General features: G+C 40.3%; 10 protein-coding genes and 1 tRNA gene. 1 reads left to right on the forward strand and 10 read right to left on the reverse strand.

Annotation, left to right across the window (positions count from 1 at the left end; genetic code table 11):
- Positions 1 to 58: 58 nt before the first annotated feature.
- From RM556_RS06925 to RM556_RS06970, 10 genes are all read right to left on the reverse strand, one after another.
- Positions 59 to 934 (reverse strand): phosphorothioated DNA-binding restriction endonuclease, encoded by an 876-nt coding sequence (locus RM556_RS06925; RefSeq protein ID WP_311374245.1) that lies wholly within the window; start codon positions 932 to 934, stop codon positions 59 to 61.
- On the reverse strand, positions 924 to 6,023 hold the full coding sequence (gene dptH / locus RM556_RS06930) for a DNA phosphorothioation-dependent restriction protein DptH (RefSeq protein WP_311374246.1): 5,100 nt from the start codon (positions 6,021 to 6,023) through the stop codon (positions 924 to 926). Before dptH ends, RM556_RS06925 begins: the two co-directional genes overlap by 11 nt.
- Positions 6,004 to 7,320, reverse strand: a complete 1,317-nt coding sequence (gene dptG, locus RM556_RS06935; protein WP_311374247.1) for a DNA phosphorothioation-dependent restriction protein DptG — start codon at positions 7,318 to 7,320, stop codon at positions 6,004 to 6,006. The genes dptH and dptG overlap by 20 nt, the downstream gene beginning before the upstream one ends.
- Complete coding sequence (dptF, locus tag RM556_RS06940; RefSeq protein ID WP_311374248.1) at positions 7,317 to 8,924, reverse strand: DNA phosphorothioation-dependent restriction protein DptF; 1,608 nt, start codon at positions 8,922 to 8,924, stop codon at positions 7,317 to 7,319. The genes dptG and dptF overlap by 4 nt, the downstream gene beginning before the upstream one ends.
- Before the next feature lie 532 nt (positions 8,925 to 9,456).
- On the reverse strand, positions 9,457 to 10,182 hold the full coding sequence (locus RM556_RS06945) for a DUF429 domain-containing protein (protein ID WP_311374249.1): 726 nt from the start codon (positions 10,180 to 10,182) through the stop codon (positions 9,457 to 9,459).
- A 395-nt stretch (positions 10,183 to 10,577) separates the two neighbouring features.
- On the reverse strand, positions 10,578 to 11,246 hold the full coding sequence (locus tag RM556_RS06950) for a hypothetical protein (RefSeq protein WP_311374250.1): 669 nt from the start codon (positions 11,244 to 11,246) through the stop codon (positions 10,578 to 10,580).
- A 469-nt stretch (positions 11,247 to 11,715) separates the two neighbouring features.
- A tRNA-Arg gene (locus RM556_RS06955) sits at positions 11,716 to 11,792 on the reverse strand.
- A 50-nt stretch (positions 11,793 to 11,842) separates the two neighbouring features.
- A complete protein-coding gene (locus tag RM556_RS06960) occupies positions 11,843 to 12,511 on the reverse strand; it encodes a DUF480 domain-containing protein (protein WP_311374251.1) in 669 nt (222 codons plus the stop codon).
- A gap of 3 nt (positions 12,512 to 12,514) precedes the next feature.
- Positions 12,515 to 13,597 carry a 5'-methylthioadenosine/S-adenosylhomocysteine nucleosidase gene (locus RM556_RS06965; RefSeq protein ID WP_311374252.1) on the reverse strand — a complete coding sequence of 361 codons (1,083 nt, stop codon included), beginning with the start codon at positions 13,595 to 13,597 and terminating at the stop codon, positions 12,515 to 12,517.
- Positions 13,597 to 14,619, reverse strand: coding sequence for an adenosine deaminase (locus RM556_RS06970; RefSeq protein WP_311374253.1), 1,023 nt, complete (start codon positions 14,617 to 14,619; stop codon positions 13,597 to 13,599). Before RM556_RS06970 ends, RM556_RS06965 begins: the two co-directional genes overlap by 1 nt.
- 211 nt (positions 14,620 to 14,830) lie before the next feature.
- Here RM556_RS06970 and RM556_RS06975 point away from each other — a divergent pair, with 211 nt between their 5' ends.
- Positions 14,831 to 16,162: an NCS2 family permease gene (locus RM556_RS06975; protein WP_311374254.1), complete on the forward strand. Its 1,332-nt coding sequence runs from the start codon at positions 14,831 to 14,833 to the stop codon at positions 16,160 to 16,162.
- Positions 16,163 to 16,268: the final 106 nt, after the last annotated feature.

Raw genomic sequence — 16,268 nt, forward strand, 5'->3', positions numbered from 1 at the left:
TTATGGCCTTCAATTGTTAAGTTTAAATAGAGACTTAATGGGCGTTCCGAGCTTTTATTCACCGCTCAGTACTTCTAAAAACATTAGCAAGGTGCCATTCAAAATACTTCGGAAGTGGTTGTTTGCCGGTTTGACGTGGTATCGATATTTCTTTTCCATCATATTTCCACAAAAAAGCTTCCGCCATTCCACTGCAAATAACCATATCAGAAATTTTCACTGTCATCTCCGTAGTGACCGAAAGTGCTCCCTTATCGAGCGCTTTATGGTGTATGGAGCACATAGCAAGGCCATTATTGACTTCGCATGGCCCATTGAACTGTTTCCATTTAATATGAGCCGCTTCTAGCGCGAATAGTTCATCATTCAATCTCGCATCAAATCCACAAATTGAGCACTTTGCGTTGTATGCATTAAGAACTTCTCTTCTGAAGTTGGGGTCTCTTCGTTGAGCTTTTTCCCATGTCACAATACCTAATTGAGATAAAATCTCAGGAATAATGCTATCAGGAAAATTCTCGTTCAGTAATTTTTCAAGCAGTTTTGTAGCCAATTGAGGAGCTTCTTTTAAACGATTATATATACCATCACAAAATCCTCCTTTTACTTCGTATTCTATTAACTCGGATTTTTTCGCATCTGTATTACTTCTGCGGCTTAAGCATTCCTCTGCATTGTCTAAGCGCCAAATACCATCATTTTTAAGTCGCCAAAACGGATATTCTGGATGGTATGATCTTCTTGATGGTCCAAATCGTTTCAGCAAATTCTCTATATCTTTTTCAATTTCTGAAAAACTAAACATCTGGCCTTGTCCGTTTATATAGTTTGCCAAAATATAAGCCATTAATAACGGCTTATTTGGCGCTCTCTCATCTCCCCGTTGCCAGCGTTTAACGCCGAGTATTAAACCTTCTATTTCGTCATGAGTCATTGAGCAATTCCCAAAAAGCCTTATCTCTAATCTTCACAATCCTCTTCTCACCATCAACATACAAACTATGATGCTTCTCTAACCCGCGTATTGATGTCATAAGGTGGTCCTGGCTAGATTTATCATCTTTGTTAAAAATAGACTTGATATCCTGATTCTTAATCTGCGACACGCGATGCACAATCCAGCTCAAGATATAAGCGGAATAGTCATTTTCGCTAGTTTTGAAGTGCGTAATATCCTGCGTTGAAAGGATCACTCCAACACCATATTCCCGTCCCTCTTTCAATATGCGGCGCAAGCTAGTGAAGTTTTGAGACATAAAGTTGTCTGCTTCATCAACCAGTATTAACTTGGAAACTTGCCTAAAATCGCCTTGAACTTCCGGCTTACCTTGCTTTTGCATTTGTGAGTAGAAAAGGTCTAACGTCAGTGCAACAACCAAGTTTTGGACTTCACCCGGGTACCCTGCTAATTCCACCACGGTAACGCCATCCACCAGTTCATAAAGGCTCATCATTTTGTCAGGATCAGTTTCAAATATTTTGAACCGATTCAGTTTTGACAGCGCTGCATATAACGAGTCTTCTTCGACTTTTTCCTGCTCAATGAATAAATCCCATATATTTTCAATAGTAGGAGCTGTTTTTTTCCAAGTCGCCGGATTTTCAGGATGTATGCCTGCTAGTTCATATGCTTCGAGTATGAGGTTCTCTAACTTCATTTGCTGCTTTTTTCCAAGGCCATATGCTTTTGTCATCGTCTCTGAAAAACCCGCAGCGGTGTGAACGGGCAGCATAGGGGTATCGCCAAAAAGACTTAATGGATTGTAAGGCAATTTATAAAGCTTAAACTTTTTAGCGCTCGTAGCTTCAATGAATTTGTCGTCAATATAATCTGATTTGTAATCAAAGATAAGGACACCAATTGGCTTGCCATCAACATTGTTGTGCTGATTACGATGCAACTGCGTTATAACAGATTTTGTGCATTGGGTTTTCCCTGTACCCATGGTGCCAATGATACCTGAATTGGTATTCATGAATTTGGCAGTGTTAGTTGGCTCCCACAATATAGGCTCGTCATCTTGAACCGAAGTACCGATTAACACTTTTAATGTATCTGACGGACTCACTAATTTATGTTTTACGTTCGATATCTCTTCGACAGCTGGCTCCTGCACTCCCATTGGAGATATCGGCGACAGAGTATTATACTCAGTTTGACTGGAGTCCTCGATAGGTTCAAGTACAGCCTCACCGTCAAGCACAAACATCTCATTAATATGACACAACTTTTCGGGTTGAACCTTATTGAACAGCTCTTGCAGTGGGGTTTTGATAAACTTGTTCAATAAGCTTATCGGGAGTTCAGCTTTAAGGATGTCATCCACCACCTCAAATGTAGGTTCAACAAACGCGTCATTCTCAACATGGGAAACAAGAAATCCGCTTGGATAATCAGCAATATCTTGTAAATCATACTTACCTTGCAACCACCATTCTCTTCTCGCGAGCAATTGGTCAAAATAGTCGTCTCTATAGAGGTGGTAGAGCTTGTACTTGTCTACCTGCATCAATATTTGACGAATGAAGAGGCTGCGGTTGAGCTTACCCACCATCGTGTCGCCGCCCAAGATATCTTCAACTAAATATCGTTTGAGTTCCTTAGCTTGTGCTATTCCTTTACTGTGCGTCTGCTTTTTGCCTGTCTTAACTTCCAATGGAAGTAAAACGATACTGTCACCTTTAAAGCCGACAAAGAGCACATCATCAGAAATTAAGCCTTTTGTGTAGCCATTAACGTTTCTAGAAAAGTCACTATCAGTCATTTTCAGACCAATGTTACCTGCTACACGAATCATTTCAGCTACGGAGAGGGGAACCCAAGTTATTTCTGACTTTTGCAATAGGCAATTGATAAACTTGTAGGCGCCAATTATACCCTTTTTCTCTTTTGTTTCATTCGCATTAGCGGTGATCATTTTCAACAACCATTCACCATTGAACGCGTTAAATTCCTCTATGATGCCACCTTGATCCTGTTCAAGGGCTTTTTTATAAAGCTCAGATTCTTCCGTGACAGTAATAGCATCATAATTTACCGAGTTTGTGTAGTTATCTGAATAGTGAATTAATACCACATTCTGCTCGCTATCGAAAAAGTCCAATGTCACTTTGGGATCGATTATTGTCGTCCAAATTGAGCTTTTATATGAACATGACAATAGCTGTTTGAATTTATCACTCACCGCCAATGCCATTGCTTTCGAGCGACTATATTGCTCATTCGGTTTTCTAGAGGGCTTTATAAGTCCACTCAATCGTTCCGCTATTTGCAGATGTATGCTCTCACTTACGTTAATACCCTTAAGGCCAAATGCAGTGAAATAGCTTCCTTCCTTATTTGTAGATGCCTCACCTGATAATAAACCACCGGCAATCACACCGGACAGCTCTTCATTTACATTTACATCAGTAGGCTGAACCTTATTATTGTTTTTGAAGAAAGTTAGGTGAGCATAAGCTTGCTCGGCGTACGAACCATCATCAAGCTTCGCATTCTTAAATTTACTATACGTCAAACGGCTGCGTATCAAATCGACGATAGTGTCACCAATGTCTTTATCATTGCCCTTATCAAGACCATAGTTCTGTTTAATCGCATCGTAGCTATGAGTGTCAGCAAAGTTGTCAAATTCAGAAAACTCAATTTGGTCATCGTATAGATTTACGTGTATTTGACATACTTTATCTTTACGCTGCTTTATAAAATCAACTAGGCCAAGAAAAACTTGCCTATTTCGAGCATTGTTGACTGAATTAATAATTATTTTTGAACGCGGACCATTACTAAATAGACTATTGAACGCATCATGGAACTCACTAGTTTTCTCTTTAACCAACTTTCTGACGAAGTCATAACTAGTTTCTTGTTGTGGGACTAGTTTTAGCCACATTGGATTTTCAGCTTCACTGTGAGTATAAGAAAAGCCATTTTCATTGTCATACACAAATGGAATTAGCCCTTGCGCAGTCAATCTGTTTTGAGTAACTCGCGGAATATTCTTAAAGCTATCAGAGCTATCTGAATTTATAGTGTTTGCGATTTGTAGATGATAAGCCAACACCAATGGATGGAACGGTGTAATGTATTCCTCGCCTTTAAACGTCGCAAATCCAATGTGCATAAGACGTTTCTGCGCTTTGGATAACATCACATCGTAACTTATTTCATGAATAGCATTGTTGAACTCTGTTACAACAGCGCCAACAAGAAAATTAAATGAAGGTCCCCAACCAACCAAGCTTGGCAATGTTCCAGTAATTGCGAAATACTCAAATAGTTCCGTGTATGCAGTCGCTAACTTTGGAAATGAGTCGGTGAAGTCACGAATATATAAGCTCGATTCAGAATTCTTACTATTATAAAGGGTACTTTTTAATACAAGCTCTCTTTCCCACTGCAGCAAAGTGAGTCGTTTGCCTTTCGGAGCAACTTCATTGTTTTCAACTTGTACTTTGGTATTGGCACGATTCAAAACCGCATAAAAATCATCATTGTATAGCTTTGAAAACTTCTGTTTGTCTAACAAAAGAGGTAAATACAATGAGTCAGACGCTACTGCATTCTCTATTTTAAAGCTAAGTGAAGCTGTGTGCCCGTTCACAGTAAACTCAACAAAATCCGATTCTGAAGACAACGATTCAAAATCAATAATACCGAATTGACTGTTATCAACAGTTTGACCATTTTCAGTAAGCTGAGTCTCCGCAATAGAATCTGCTATTTTTAATGTACTCTCCTCGGTCTGAAGAATTAGTTTTTGCTTCTTAGGATCAACCAAGTAGCAATATTTGAAAGCTTCCTCGTAAAATTCATCTTTTCGCATTACTGCTACACGAAAGTTATGAGTCTCTGTCGTCTTATCACGTTTTACGCGAAAGTTAAAAAACATAACCTTTTTATCATACTGCCCCACAACGGCAACGCGGCTTCTCTTCCCTCCAGTATTGTCAGGCTGCAGTACGTTTATATTATTGCCATGATCTACTGTAATCTCGCACTGGTTCTTCTGTACTTTTGCTCCCAAAAAAGAAAAGATTATTTGGAAATCAGTTTGCTGCTCTTTAAGTAGATAAACAAGGTGCTTATCACGACGACCAGCTTTTGTTTCGGTCTTTGCTCTCGAGTAGAGGTAACCATCGGAACAGATTTCCTTTTCAAGCTCGAGCATATTATCTTTATTTTTTTGTTGCTCTTGCTCACAAAGACTATATTCAAGCGTCTTCTTCCAATTATTAATATCTTCATCACCGAAGTATTTGTTGACGAACGCAGTTCCAAAATTATGTTCGCCCAGCTTTTCTTCTAAATTGGTGGGAAAATTATGAACGATATAATCAATTTTCTCATATAGTTGCTTATTCTTTTCTAACCTAGCGCTGATTTGGCCTTCTGGCCCTGTCCAATTGTCGTTAAGAATTACAGGGTCGTTAAGCAAGCCAATCTCATCAAATCTTAAACCACCATCGTCTCTGATTGCTTTATATAATTCTTCAAAACCAAACATGGTTGCGCCATCTTCAACGATTTGATCAAAGCGATGCTTCAGTAAACACTTAGAGACCTTTGATGCTGCATTTGTCGGCTTAACCAGTGAATATAACGATTGCATGATCTCACTTGGATGCCATACGAAGCCATTTTGCGCGATGTTTTCCGCTGAGTTAATTAGAGTGTCTAGCTGTGAATTGTGTATTACCAATAAGGAGCTATTTTTTATTTCTCCTTGTTGACCCGCGACAACATCACGAATATGAGAAATAAAATTTTCACCGAATCCGCTATCGCCATTTTCGCTGTGCATAACGATGAGCAGCTTGATATCGCCAATAGCAATACATGGTATTTCAATATTTTTTATTCGAACGGATAACGAACTCTGTGACGATAGTGCTTTAAAAAGCTTAGTACTATTCCGTGCATCAGGAGACTGAAATTGATAGCGATAGCCGTTATTGAGGTTTTCCTTTCCCCAATCAATCAGCTTTTCAGCCAGGAAATCTTCAAACTGTTTTTCTGACATAAACTGCATCTCCACTATCACTCATTCGTTGCACATTCCCTATGCGCTCATAAAAGTCGACGAGGACTTTTTGACTTTGCTTGTCAAAGAACACACCTCTGCTTTCAAACTCCAAAACAAGCTCATGGAACCTAAGTTGCTCTCGCTCAGCTCCAATTGCTAAATTAGTTAACATCATGATGTAGTCTTGATTAAATACCAGAACCCTACCCGCTCGACCTCTGTTTTGTATGAAGTGTTTGCACATCTCATTCTCTATATCTTTTCGATACTTTACATTCACATCATAACGACTCTCTGTCTTCCCGAATTGCCGCTCCGACAGCTCTAATAACTCGGCCAACGCTTCCATCGAGTTAGATAATTTTGGATCTGGGATTGGCAAGTTTCTGTCGTCAGCAAAGCTGACTATGTAATTATTTAGGATATCAAGGTTTTCATCACTAATCTGCTCTGCGACTTTCCATAATGGCAGTTTGACAGAGTCTGACTCTTGCAGGCTTTCATTCATAGCCAAATAAGGAAACACTTTTTCAAACCCGCGCTCCAATTGCTTGTATCCAAAGCCCTTTACCCATGTCCGCTCATCAGAAGCCCTCTCGTGATCCATAATAAAGAAACACTTCTTAGGTGATGGTTCACCTTGTCTCCATGTTGTTAAATTAATTGATAATTGTGCTGTGTATAAAAAGGCATATAACCTTAAGAAGTCTTTCAGAGAGTTGAGAAAGTATTTAGGCTTTGAATTTAAGAATACTAAGTCCTTTGCAAATTGTTCCGCGATGAAAGGCAGAAACGGTTCCTCTTTTGGCTTTTCGGTGACAGTTCCAGCAACGCTGCCATTCACTAAGGAAGATTCAAACGCCGAAACGATTTCTTTCTCAATAAAATTTAGTTTGGTTTTGGGTCTTTCTTTCAAGTAAAAGTCTTGTAGAAGATTCAAGAAAAAACGGCCCATTCTTGACTCAGGAGACTTAGCTTTAGCGTTACTTGCTTTAAATAAGAGCAGTTCAGGACTAATTTTGAACAACTCGTCATTTTCGAAGTACATTTCTTTTATATGCTGCCAAAATTCTGGGGCATCCAGCTTCTCTTCAAATTTGGTTTGGCATGTAAAACGAAACTCGTCGATATTTGCCTTTGAAATACTGCCTCTAAAGCAATACTTGATAAAATAGCCAACAACATGCTCCCAATTAAATTCATTGGCACCTTGTAGCTTGTTTGCTATCAAGGGAAATGATTTCACTTCATTTTTTCTCGCGACTAGCTCAGCCTTCAATTTCAATACACTCATAGACCGCTCACTTCGATATCTTCATCATCTATATTTTTTAATGTATATCTTACGTCGTTTCTGACGATCATTAGCTCATCTGCATTGACCGCTATGTCTGATATTCGGTCAACTAAATCATCTAACAGGACAACAGTGTTTTTGTCATGCTTGTTAGGCCTGTATCCATTCACGATATCTTCCAATAGTTTCAACAAATTAATATTTATGGGGATTTCGAAAGGCTTATCGTCCAATTTAATATGCGCGAGAAAAAATGCAGGTGTGGTTGTCTGACTTCCGTTGACGGCCTCAAGGTTAGGCTTTAACGCAACTTCAGCCACAATTTGATAATCATTATGTTCAGATGTTAAAAACTGCCCCTTGTTAAGATTAGTAGCATTCCTGTTGTTGTACCTATGAACAGCTGCGATGACGGTGTCGCGATAGAAGGCCCTAACAAAGTCTCTTTCTTCTTTTACACCAGTATAGTTTTGATGCATATTCCAAACTTTCGAATATCGGTCAATTAGATCCTCTGCAAAATCGTACTTGAATCGAGAATGATATTGGTTGTTGATTTCTGTATCTTTCAGCAAGTAGAATAGTCTGAGATATGAATTTGGCCGAGGCTTATTGGGCTTTCGTATACCAAGTTCAGTCGAAAGATAAGATGTATAAGTTTCAAACTCGTCATCCTTAATTCCTAAGCTGTAGGAAAGCACAAATTTGTCTATTGCGTTTGTTCTTATATCAGCAGGGTCAAATGCTACTATATTCGAAGATAATTCATTGTCTGATTCTTCGAATAGATTATCGAAAAGGTATCCAGTTGAAGTGCCGGGCCCAACTAGAATACAGTGTATAAAATCAAGTAAGGTTCTAGCTGTCAAAAACTGGTCTTTCATCAAGCGAGTCTTGAAAAGCACCTCAATTATACGGTGTTGGACTTGTGGGATTGAAAGTAAACGATAATTTGCACACAACTTCTTGTCTGTGTTCGAATGCGATAGCTCTTGGGTAAAGCAATCTCTAATTGGGTTGTCGTGCGTTGAGGTAATCTTATCGAACACTTTTTGTATAAATTCTGAAGTGTGTCCAGCTTCATCCAATCGAAATTTTGCGTAATCTTCAAAATTCAGAAAAGTGACATTGCCATAACGCCGACTTCCATTAAGAAACTGATTTATCGCCTTACTAATATGCTCATTATTACCCTCTTGAGCATAGTTTCCTAGCATACCAATGTTGATTCCTACAACAAGCGAACTTAACGATGACTGAAATTCATCAAACAATTTATCAAGAGTTTGTATCGCAGTGGTGTTTGGGTCGAAGCTATGCGTAGCATCTAGGTGAAACCTGGCTGCTTTTGAATACTCTTTGCTGTAACGTGTCAGAATCTCAGATTTGCCATCACCACTACTACCGCATAAAAATATAATTTTCCTCTCTGCTTGCGATGCAGAGTCTAGCTCAGCCTTGAAATCTTGCTCAATATCGGTTGGAATGTATAGATACCGTTTTACGGCATCAAGCTGTTCAGATATCGCTTGGTCACGTTCTGTTGAGACAGCGTATGGTGAGGACTTTGATAAAACACTCAGTATCTCTTTGAAGCGCACTTTAACTCCCTTAAAGTTCCACGTTAAAAGCTTGGATGCTAGTGGTGTTTTGCTCAGTAAAATCGGAAATGGACAAAGACTATTTTGATATCCACCTAAGCTTGAGCTTCTTCCTTGGTGTCAATAGTAAGAATGATTATTGAAAAGCACTCAACATTTAACAATTACACTGAACTTAGTGATTAACTAACAATACTCACTCTAGCGTTAAATACAAATAATATCAAACATGTATAAAAACTAACATGTTACCTCTAATTTTGGTGGCTGGCGTTTAATGAGTGTTGCACTGAAACTTTATTGCTAAAGAAGTTGTAACGACACTAAATTGACTACAAGTATCATTCTCTGAGGGGCAAATTCGTAAAGCGTGATATAGATAGACACGAACATGCCTTTTACTGGAGTTGTTTAATATTTAATGTACTGACACCTGATGCTTGCCTCGAAAACACAACCTGCCGATTATGGTTAGAGGCCTAAATTGGCTACTTTTCTTTTAAAGACGATATCAGTTTTAGATAATGCCAACCTAGGACGGAGCCTTAACCCAAATCCAACCTTCTTGACGTGCGGTTTCAATTGACGAAGGAGCAATGCTGCGACCCTCTATAAAATCAACACCGGCAAGTACACAAATGAAAGCATCAAAAGCATCTTCTTTTTGGACTAAATAATCTATAGAAACATCTGTCACTGTTCTGGAGCCAAGGTTCTCGAATAGCTCTCTACGGTTTTTGACTTTATCTTGTTCTTTTCCTTTATAACCTGTTCCATTTAAACCATGCGATATTATTGTTGCAGCAGGATAAACTTCAATCACACCTCCACTACTCAACTCTTCAGGTGACCATAACAAGGGTAGGTGACCAACTTCTTGTCGCAGTCTATCAATGATGTTTAGCGCAGAGAGAGCAACACGCGCAATACGGTCAGCACCAATATCTAGTGGGTTTTTGTTATAAACTCGTTTTATACATAAGTCGGTTTCGCGTCGAAAAAAAGTATTCGCGTCACTATGCAACATTTCTCCAGCTGAATGACTGCCTAAAAGTGTTGTCATTGGCATGGGCCAACCTAGAGGCGCGTCAATGCATAGTAGGCATGGTCCTCTCTCAACCCAAGTTGAAAGAATCGGGATTATGTCTGACAAACCAACTTTGACTTCTTTTATATTTATAATGCCGTTTACTAAGTTAGCATATACTAAACCGATATTTTGATTTTGTGCAGCGCAATCTAAACCTATAATATTCATGCGAATTAATTTTTCAGTTATTTTAATATAGGCTACATCATTCAGCTCTAGATTTAACTTTTTATACTCATTAATGTTTATTCTGTATGCGCAATTTATAGACCATTAGCTTTAAAGCTATTTAACCCAATATACAGTTATAACTTTGGCGTCCATGCCTTGAATAAGACGCACATTCCAAAATTTACTGCATAATTTAACAAGTACAACCCCCAATTCGCTTTTCATCTCTTTTATGCTGCGCTTGCTGAAATAGAACTCTTGTGCATTCCCTGGGGCTAGCCTAGTCTCGCCAAAAATGTAAAGCCAGCCTATCACTTGATTCGGTATTGCTCTTTGTATTTGTCTTATTTTACAGTGTTTAGATTTAGTCATTCTGCTCTCCAAAAAATGGTTTAAAGAAGCAACATCAATTCTTCGATGTCATGTTTTATTGCATCTGGAAGCTCGCTATCATCAATATAAATTATTGTCTTTTCATAAAAATACGAAGCCATATTTTTCTCATCGACTTTATCGCCAAGTCTTTTCATTCGAGTAATAAGAGATAAGTTTGTTAAATATAAATCTTCTTGGTCTTCTTGCAATGCCGTCCTAATATAGAAAAAAGGATCATCAATAGCCTCTTTCAAGTGTTGAAATGGCGATGTTGACGCGGAGTCAATAGTAACGCCTGGGATCATATTCGATTCAATTTTGGGGGCTATATTTAGTCTTTCTAAACCAGCTTCTTTCAAAATCATAAACAGAAACAACCGATTAATAAATGCATCTCTATTTATATTATGCTCCTTAACGATTCTTCTTAGACGATTGGCCGTGCTCTTGTTAATAACTACAGTCAATGGGGTTGATGTCCTCTTTTTGTCCATCCCTTCATTAATATATCTCTTTGCTTTTTCACTATTTCTTTTGCCGCGTAGTGCTTTTTCTAAATGTTCTAGTTCAGAAAAAATCAAGTGGTTTAAGAAGCTATCTCTTCTCAAAAACAAGGCTTTAATAGCGTCATTAAACCTCTGATTAAATGGTGTAAAAACGTTAAATGTTAGTTTGGTAGTTTGCATAGATGCCTCTTTGCTTATATTGTAGGAAGAGCATACTTAATTTTTTACGGATTATCCCGTATTTATTTTACGGCATTCAGGAAAAATACGCACTATCTAGATCAATCATTGAGTTGGTTAACATTTGAAAATTTCTTTTTCAAAGCTAAAGTTAAACAGCATTTTTGGTGTTTAAATTCATTCTGAATAGATATGCAGGCTTACTTAGAACTATCGCAAGTTCCGAGCGAATGATGGAAGCATTAAATTACTTAGATGACTTTTAGGTGACCATTAGGAGGGAACAGCAACCATGAAGCTACTTCATATTCTGTAACTCAAATGGCAAATTGCTTTTTGCATGTCGTTTGGCACATCGATGAATTTTTGAAAAAATGTAAGGTAATAGTGTAAATGGTCACTGCACGGTCACGAGCAATAAAAACAAAAATTGTGACCTAAGAGGCAAACAGTCAAACAAAGGGAAAAATGGCGCTCCCGACGCGATTCGAACGCGTGACCTTCGGCTTCGGAGGCCGACACTCTATCCAGCTGAGCTACGGGAGCTTTGTTGAGGTGCGGAGTTTATCATAACTATCGAGCGTGTCACTAAGCTCTTAATCCAAATCCAACGCTTGCTTAATTTGTGCTAGTTCTTTGCGCAATTCTTCTACTTCATTCTCTAATTTAGTAATGCGGTCTTGTTGTGCTTCGCCTACAGAAACATCCTTATCAGGAGCAAAATCACTCGCACTGCTGACTAGCGCAGCATCAACTGGGCCTGAGAATAGATGCGCATAGCGGCTTTCTCTTTTGCCCGGCTCACGCTCTAGCTTAACAACAATCTCTTCGCCATTGTGGTCAACCAATGAGCTTAATGCTTGTTCAACCTCTACTACATTCGCGAACTCTGCTAAGCGATTTGTTCTGGTACGAAGTTCACCTGGTGTTTGAGGGCCACGCAGCAGCAGCACACAAATAATGGCTTTCTGTTGTTCGGAGAATTTCAGGCTATTAAATTCTGTATTGCAGAATCGATGCTTGTATTTCAGCACCCTGCTACCTGTGCCACTGACTTCAAACAAAAGGTTCTTTTCTCGCAGATCATCCAAGGTACGCTGCACTTCACCTTCGCTTAGTTCCATTACTGGCTCTCGATTGCTCTTTTGATTACACGCCGTGGTAATTGAGTTTAAGGTCAAGGGATATTGGTCGGGTGTGGTTTTTTCCTTCTCTAGCAATACGCCTATAACTCGTGCTTCAAGTGCAGTCAGTTGGATTAACATACTCTATTTCACCTCTTTTGTTTGTGCGCTCTTATCTGTGCTCGATGCACTAACAATTTCATCTAATAGTGCGATTAGGAATTTGGTGCCCGTGCCAGATGCGATACCATCAAACACGCTTTCTTCATTTTTACCGTGCTGCGCGCCTGCAAGGTCACTCACCGAACGAATAATAATCCAATCAACTTCGTTCACAAAGCTAACTTGCCCAACTGCCGCCGATTCCATCTCTGTCACTTGTGCATTGTAAACATCTTGCAACCAAACTCGATATTCTGCGTTGTCGGCAAACACCGAGCCCGTCACACCATTGCCGCCCACTCTCACGTTAATCTCTTTACCCGAGGGCATTTTGATCGCGTCGACATTGTCTACGGCTTGTTGAGCAAGCTTAAGCAAGTTATCTGATACCGTAAAATAAGGCATCTGTTGAGGAGAGTCCCATCCTTGTTTAACCACCGACATCTCTTCTGGGAATTGGTACCCAAAGTTTTTGTACTTTGGCGCATGCGGATCGCTCTTTTCACGCTCTTTGTATCGCGCTAAGGCTTGTTCGTAGTAAGACGGTAAGGTGTATTCCTGGCCGTTATCCTTCAAGGCTTTGTTGGTACCACCTGCGGCAAGCGCTGGTTTTGGATTCACATACACCGACTCATCATGAAAATACCAACGTTCAGGTATCGCAATGTCGCCCACATTAAACTCAGGGTTTATGGCACCCGCAATCCCCATCATCACGACTCGTTTAACAGGAAAGTAATCGAGTGCCATTTGCATTGTCATGGCCGCGTTAGGGACTGAAATCCCTGTGGTGAAAATAAGCACCTTCTCACCTTTGTAAGTGCCTAATTGATACTTCACACCGCGAATAGTCATGACTTCATCAATTTGGGCGTGCGCCAATTGGCTGAATGCAGTATCAATGGCTTTTATCTCTGGCGAGTAAGCAGCAACAATGGCAGTGAAACCTTCTTCTGCACTAAAATCTCTTGGACCATATCGATTCTCGGCGAGCACTTGGCCAGTAGCGAACACGAATAGAAGCGCTGTCACCAACCCTTTCAATAAATGGCTTACTGTTTTCATCACTTCACTCCTAGTTGCGATACCGTATCTTCAATAATGCCCAACCAATCTTGCTTCGTTTTTTCTGGCAGGAAGCTAGCTTTAAAGCCATTTTGCACCAAGGTAATCAGGTCAGATGCTTGCATGTTCACATGCTCTGCTAGTGCCATAAAGTTCTCGTTCAGATAGCCGCCGAAGTAGGAAGGATCATCAGCATTCACGGTTACGCGTAAACCATCATTCATCAATTGAAGAATGTTGTGCTCACTCATTTGGTCAATCACGCAAAGCTTAAGATTACTCAGTGGACAGACGGTTAAAGGCACTTGATGTTGCTTTAAGTACGCCATGAGTTCGGGATCTTCAATACTTCTCACGCCATGGTCGATGCGGTCAACCTTGAGTAAATGTAGTGCTTCCCAAATATATTCTGGCGGCCCCTCTTCTCCAGCATGTGCAACTAGTTTAAAACCCAATGCTTTTGCTTGTGCAAACACTCGTTCAAATTTAGATGGCGGATTCCCCAGCTCAGAGCTATCCAACCCAACGGCTTTAATATGCTCATAGTAAGGCCTCGCTTTTTCTAGGGTTGCAATGGCGCTTTCTTCACTAAGGTGGCGTAAGAAGGACAAAATAAGATAAACACTAATACCCAGTTCATCTCTGGCTTTCTCGATGGCCTTAATAAAACCCGGCATAAAGACATCATAAGAAACTCCGCGTTCTGTATGCGTTTGCGGGTCAAACATAATTTCAGCATGCAATACGTTTTGCTCATGACACTTACACAAATAAGCCCACATTAACTGAAAAAAGTCGTCTTCGTCTCGAAGCACATCCGCTCCTTGATAATATAGGTCAAGGAAGCTTTGAAGATTGTCGAACTGATAGGCGCTTTTGATTGCGTCGACATCGGAAAAAGGCAATTCAACATGATGCTTTTGAGCCAAATCCCACATGAGTTGTGGCTCTAAACTACCTTCGATATGTAAATGTAATTCTGCTTTCGGTAAGCGCTGAATCAATGTTTCAAGATTGCTCATTCCAAGTTCCTGCGGCTGATTGATCTGGTCTACAAAATCTGGACAAACAAAGCGATGAGGTCTTCGGCAAGTAAGAAAAGGTAAACACGGCTTCCATTACATTACCATAGTAATATACTGATGATGTAGTGATAATCTGCTATAAATAACCCTAACAATCACAAGCCAAACAATGTCTTGCATAAAATAAGAATAATAAAGAGGAAGACCCATGCTTGCCCGCTTCTTGGAAACTACATTTTCGCTTAAACAGCACGCGACCACCGTGAAAACTGAAGTCATTGCTGGTTTAACTACCTTTGCGGCAATGTCATATATTCTCATAGTGAATCCAAGCATACTTGGCCTGAGCGGAATGCCAGTGGCTGGCCTTATCACTGTCACCGCGCTGGCTGCTTGTTTAGGTACTTTGCTAATGGCTTGGCTAACCAATTATCCGGTGGCACTTGCGCCCGGCATGGGTTTGAACGCCTTCTTTGCTTTTACTATATGCTTAAGCCGAGAAATACCTTGGGAAGCCGCGCTTGGCATCGTTTTTTATAATGGTGTGCTGTTCTTATTGTTAACGTTATCTGGGCTAAGACAAAAAATTGCCGAAGCAATCCCCGCGGCCCTGAAAATTGGCGTACAGTGCGGTATCGGCTTATTCATTGCCTTTATCGGTCTGAAGAATGCAGGACTGATTGTTGACAACCCTGCGACATTTGTCGGATTGGGCGACCTTTCGGAACCTGCTGTATTGCTTGCGCTCTTCGGTATTATCTTCACCATTGTTTTGGTCTTAAAGAAAGTGTCGGGTGCCATCCTTATCTCTATTATTACACTTACCCTCATTGGTCTTTTCATTCCAACAGAAGCCGGCTACTTGACTGCTAAACCTGATGCAATCGTTGGTTTGCCCGCGCCTATTTCAGATACCTTTTTCGCAATGGACTTGATGTATCCCATCATCAACTTTGCTACAACGTGGGACTTAATATTTGCGCTGATGTTTGTGAACATGTTCGACACTATTGGCACTTTAATTGGTGTATCGAAACGAGCCAAGCTAGTAGATGAACAAGGCAAGTTACCGCTTATGGGCCGGGCGATGACCGCGGATGCGACTGCCGGTGTTGTTGGTGCAGCCTTGGGCACCTCACCTGTGACTAGTTATGTGGAATCTGCAGCGGGCGTATCAGCTGGCGGGCGAACCGGTTTAACCGCTGTCGTCGTTGCGATTTGTTTCTTACTCGCCTTATTTTTGTCCCCTCTCATGTTAGTTATACCCCTAATGGCAACCACGCCAGCATTGGTGATGGTGGGTATTTTCATGATGGACTCAATCAAAGAGCTAGAGTTTGACGACCTAACCAGCGTCGCTACCGCAACCATCGCGCTAATGGCAATGCCACTGACTTTCAGTATCAGTGAGGGGATCGCTTTGGGCTTTATCACTTATGTAGGTATTCGCTTGGGGACGGGTGAATTCAAAAAAGTGAGTCTTTTAACCTACGCAATGGCGGCAGTTTTCTTACTAAGGTATATACTTGATTTGAAATAAGCGCTTAGTGACAAGCTAAACATGTTTCCAATTGTAAAGATTTTGAACTGTCAGGATATAAACGTACGTAGTATTTACCAATCCAGTGACTGCAAGGCCGCTCGCA

The organism is Alteromonas sp. W364 (genome assembly GCF_031846205.1).
In the GTDB taxonomy this organism is placed as follows: Bacteria; Pseudomonadota; Gammaproteobacteria; order Enterobacterales; family Alteromonadaceae; genus Glaciecola; species Glaciecola blandensis.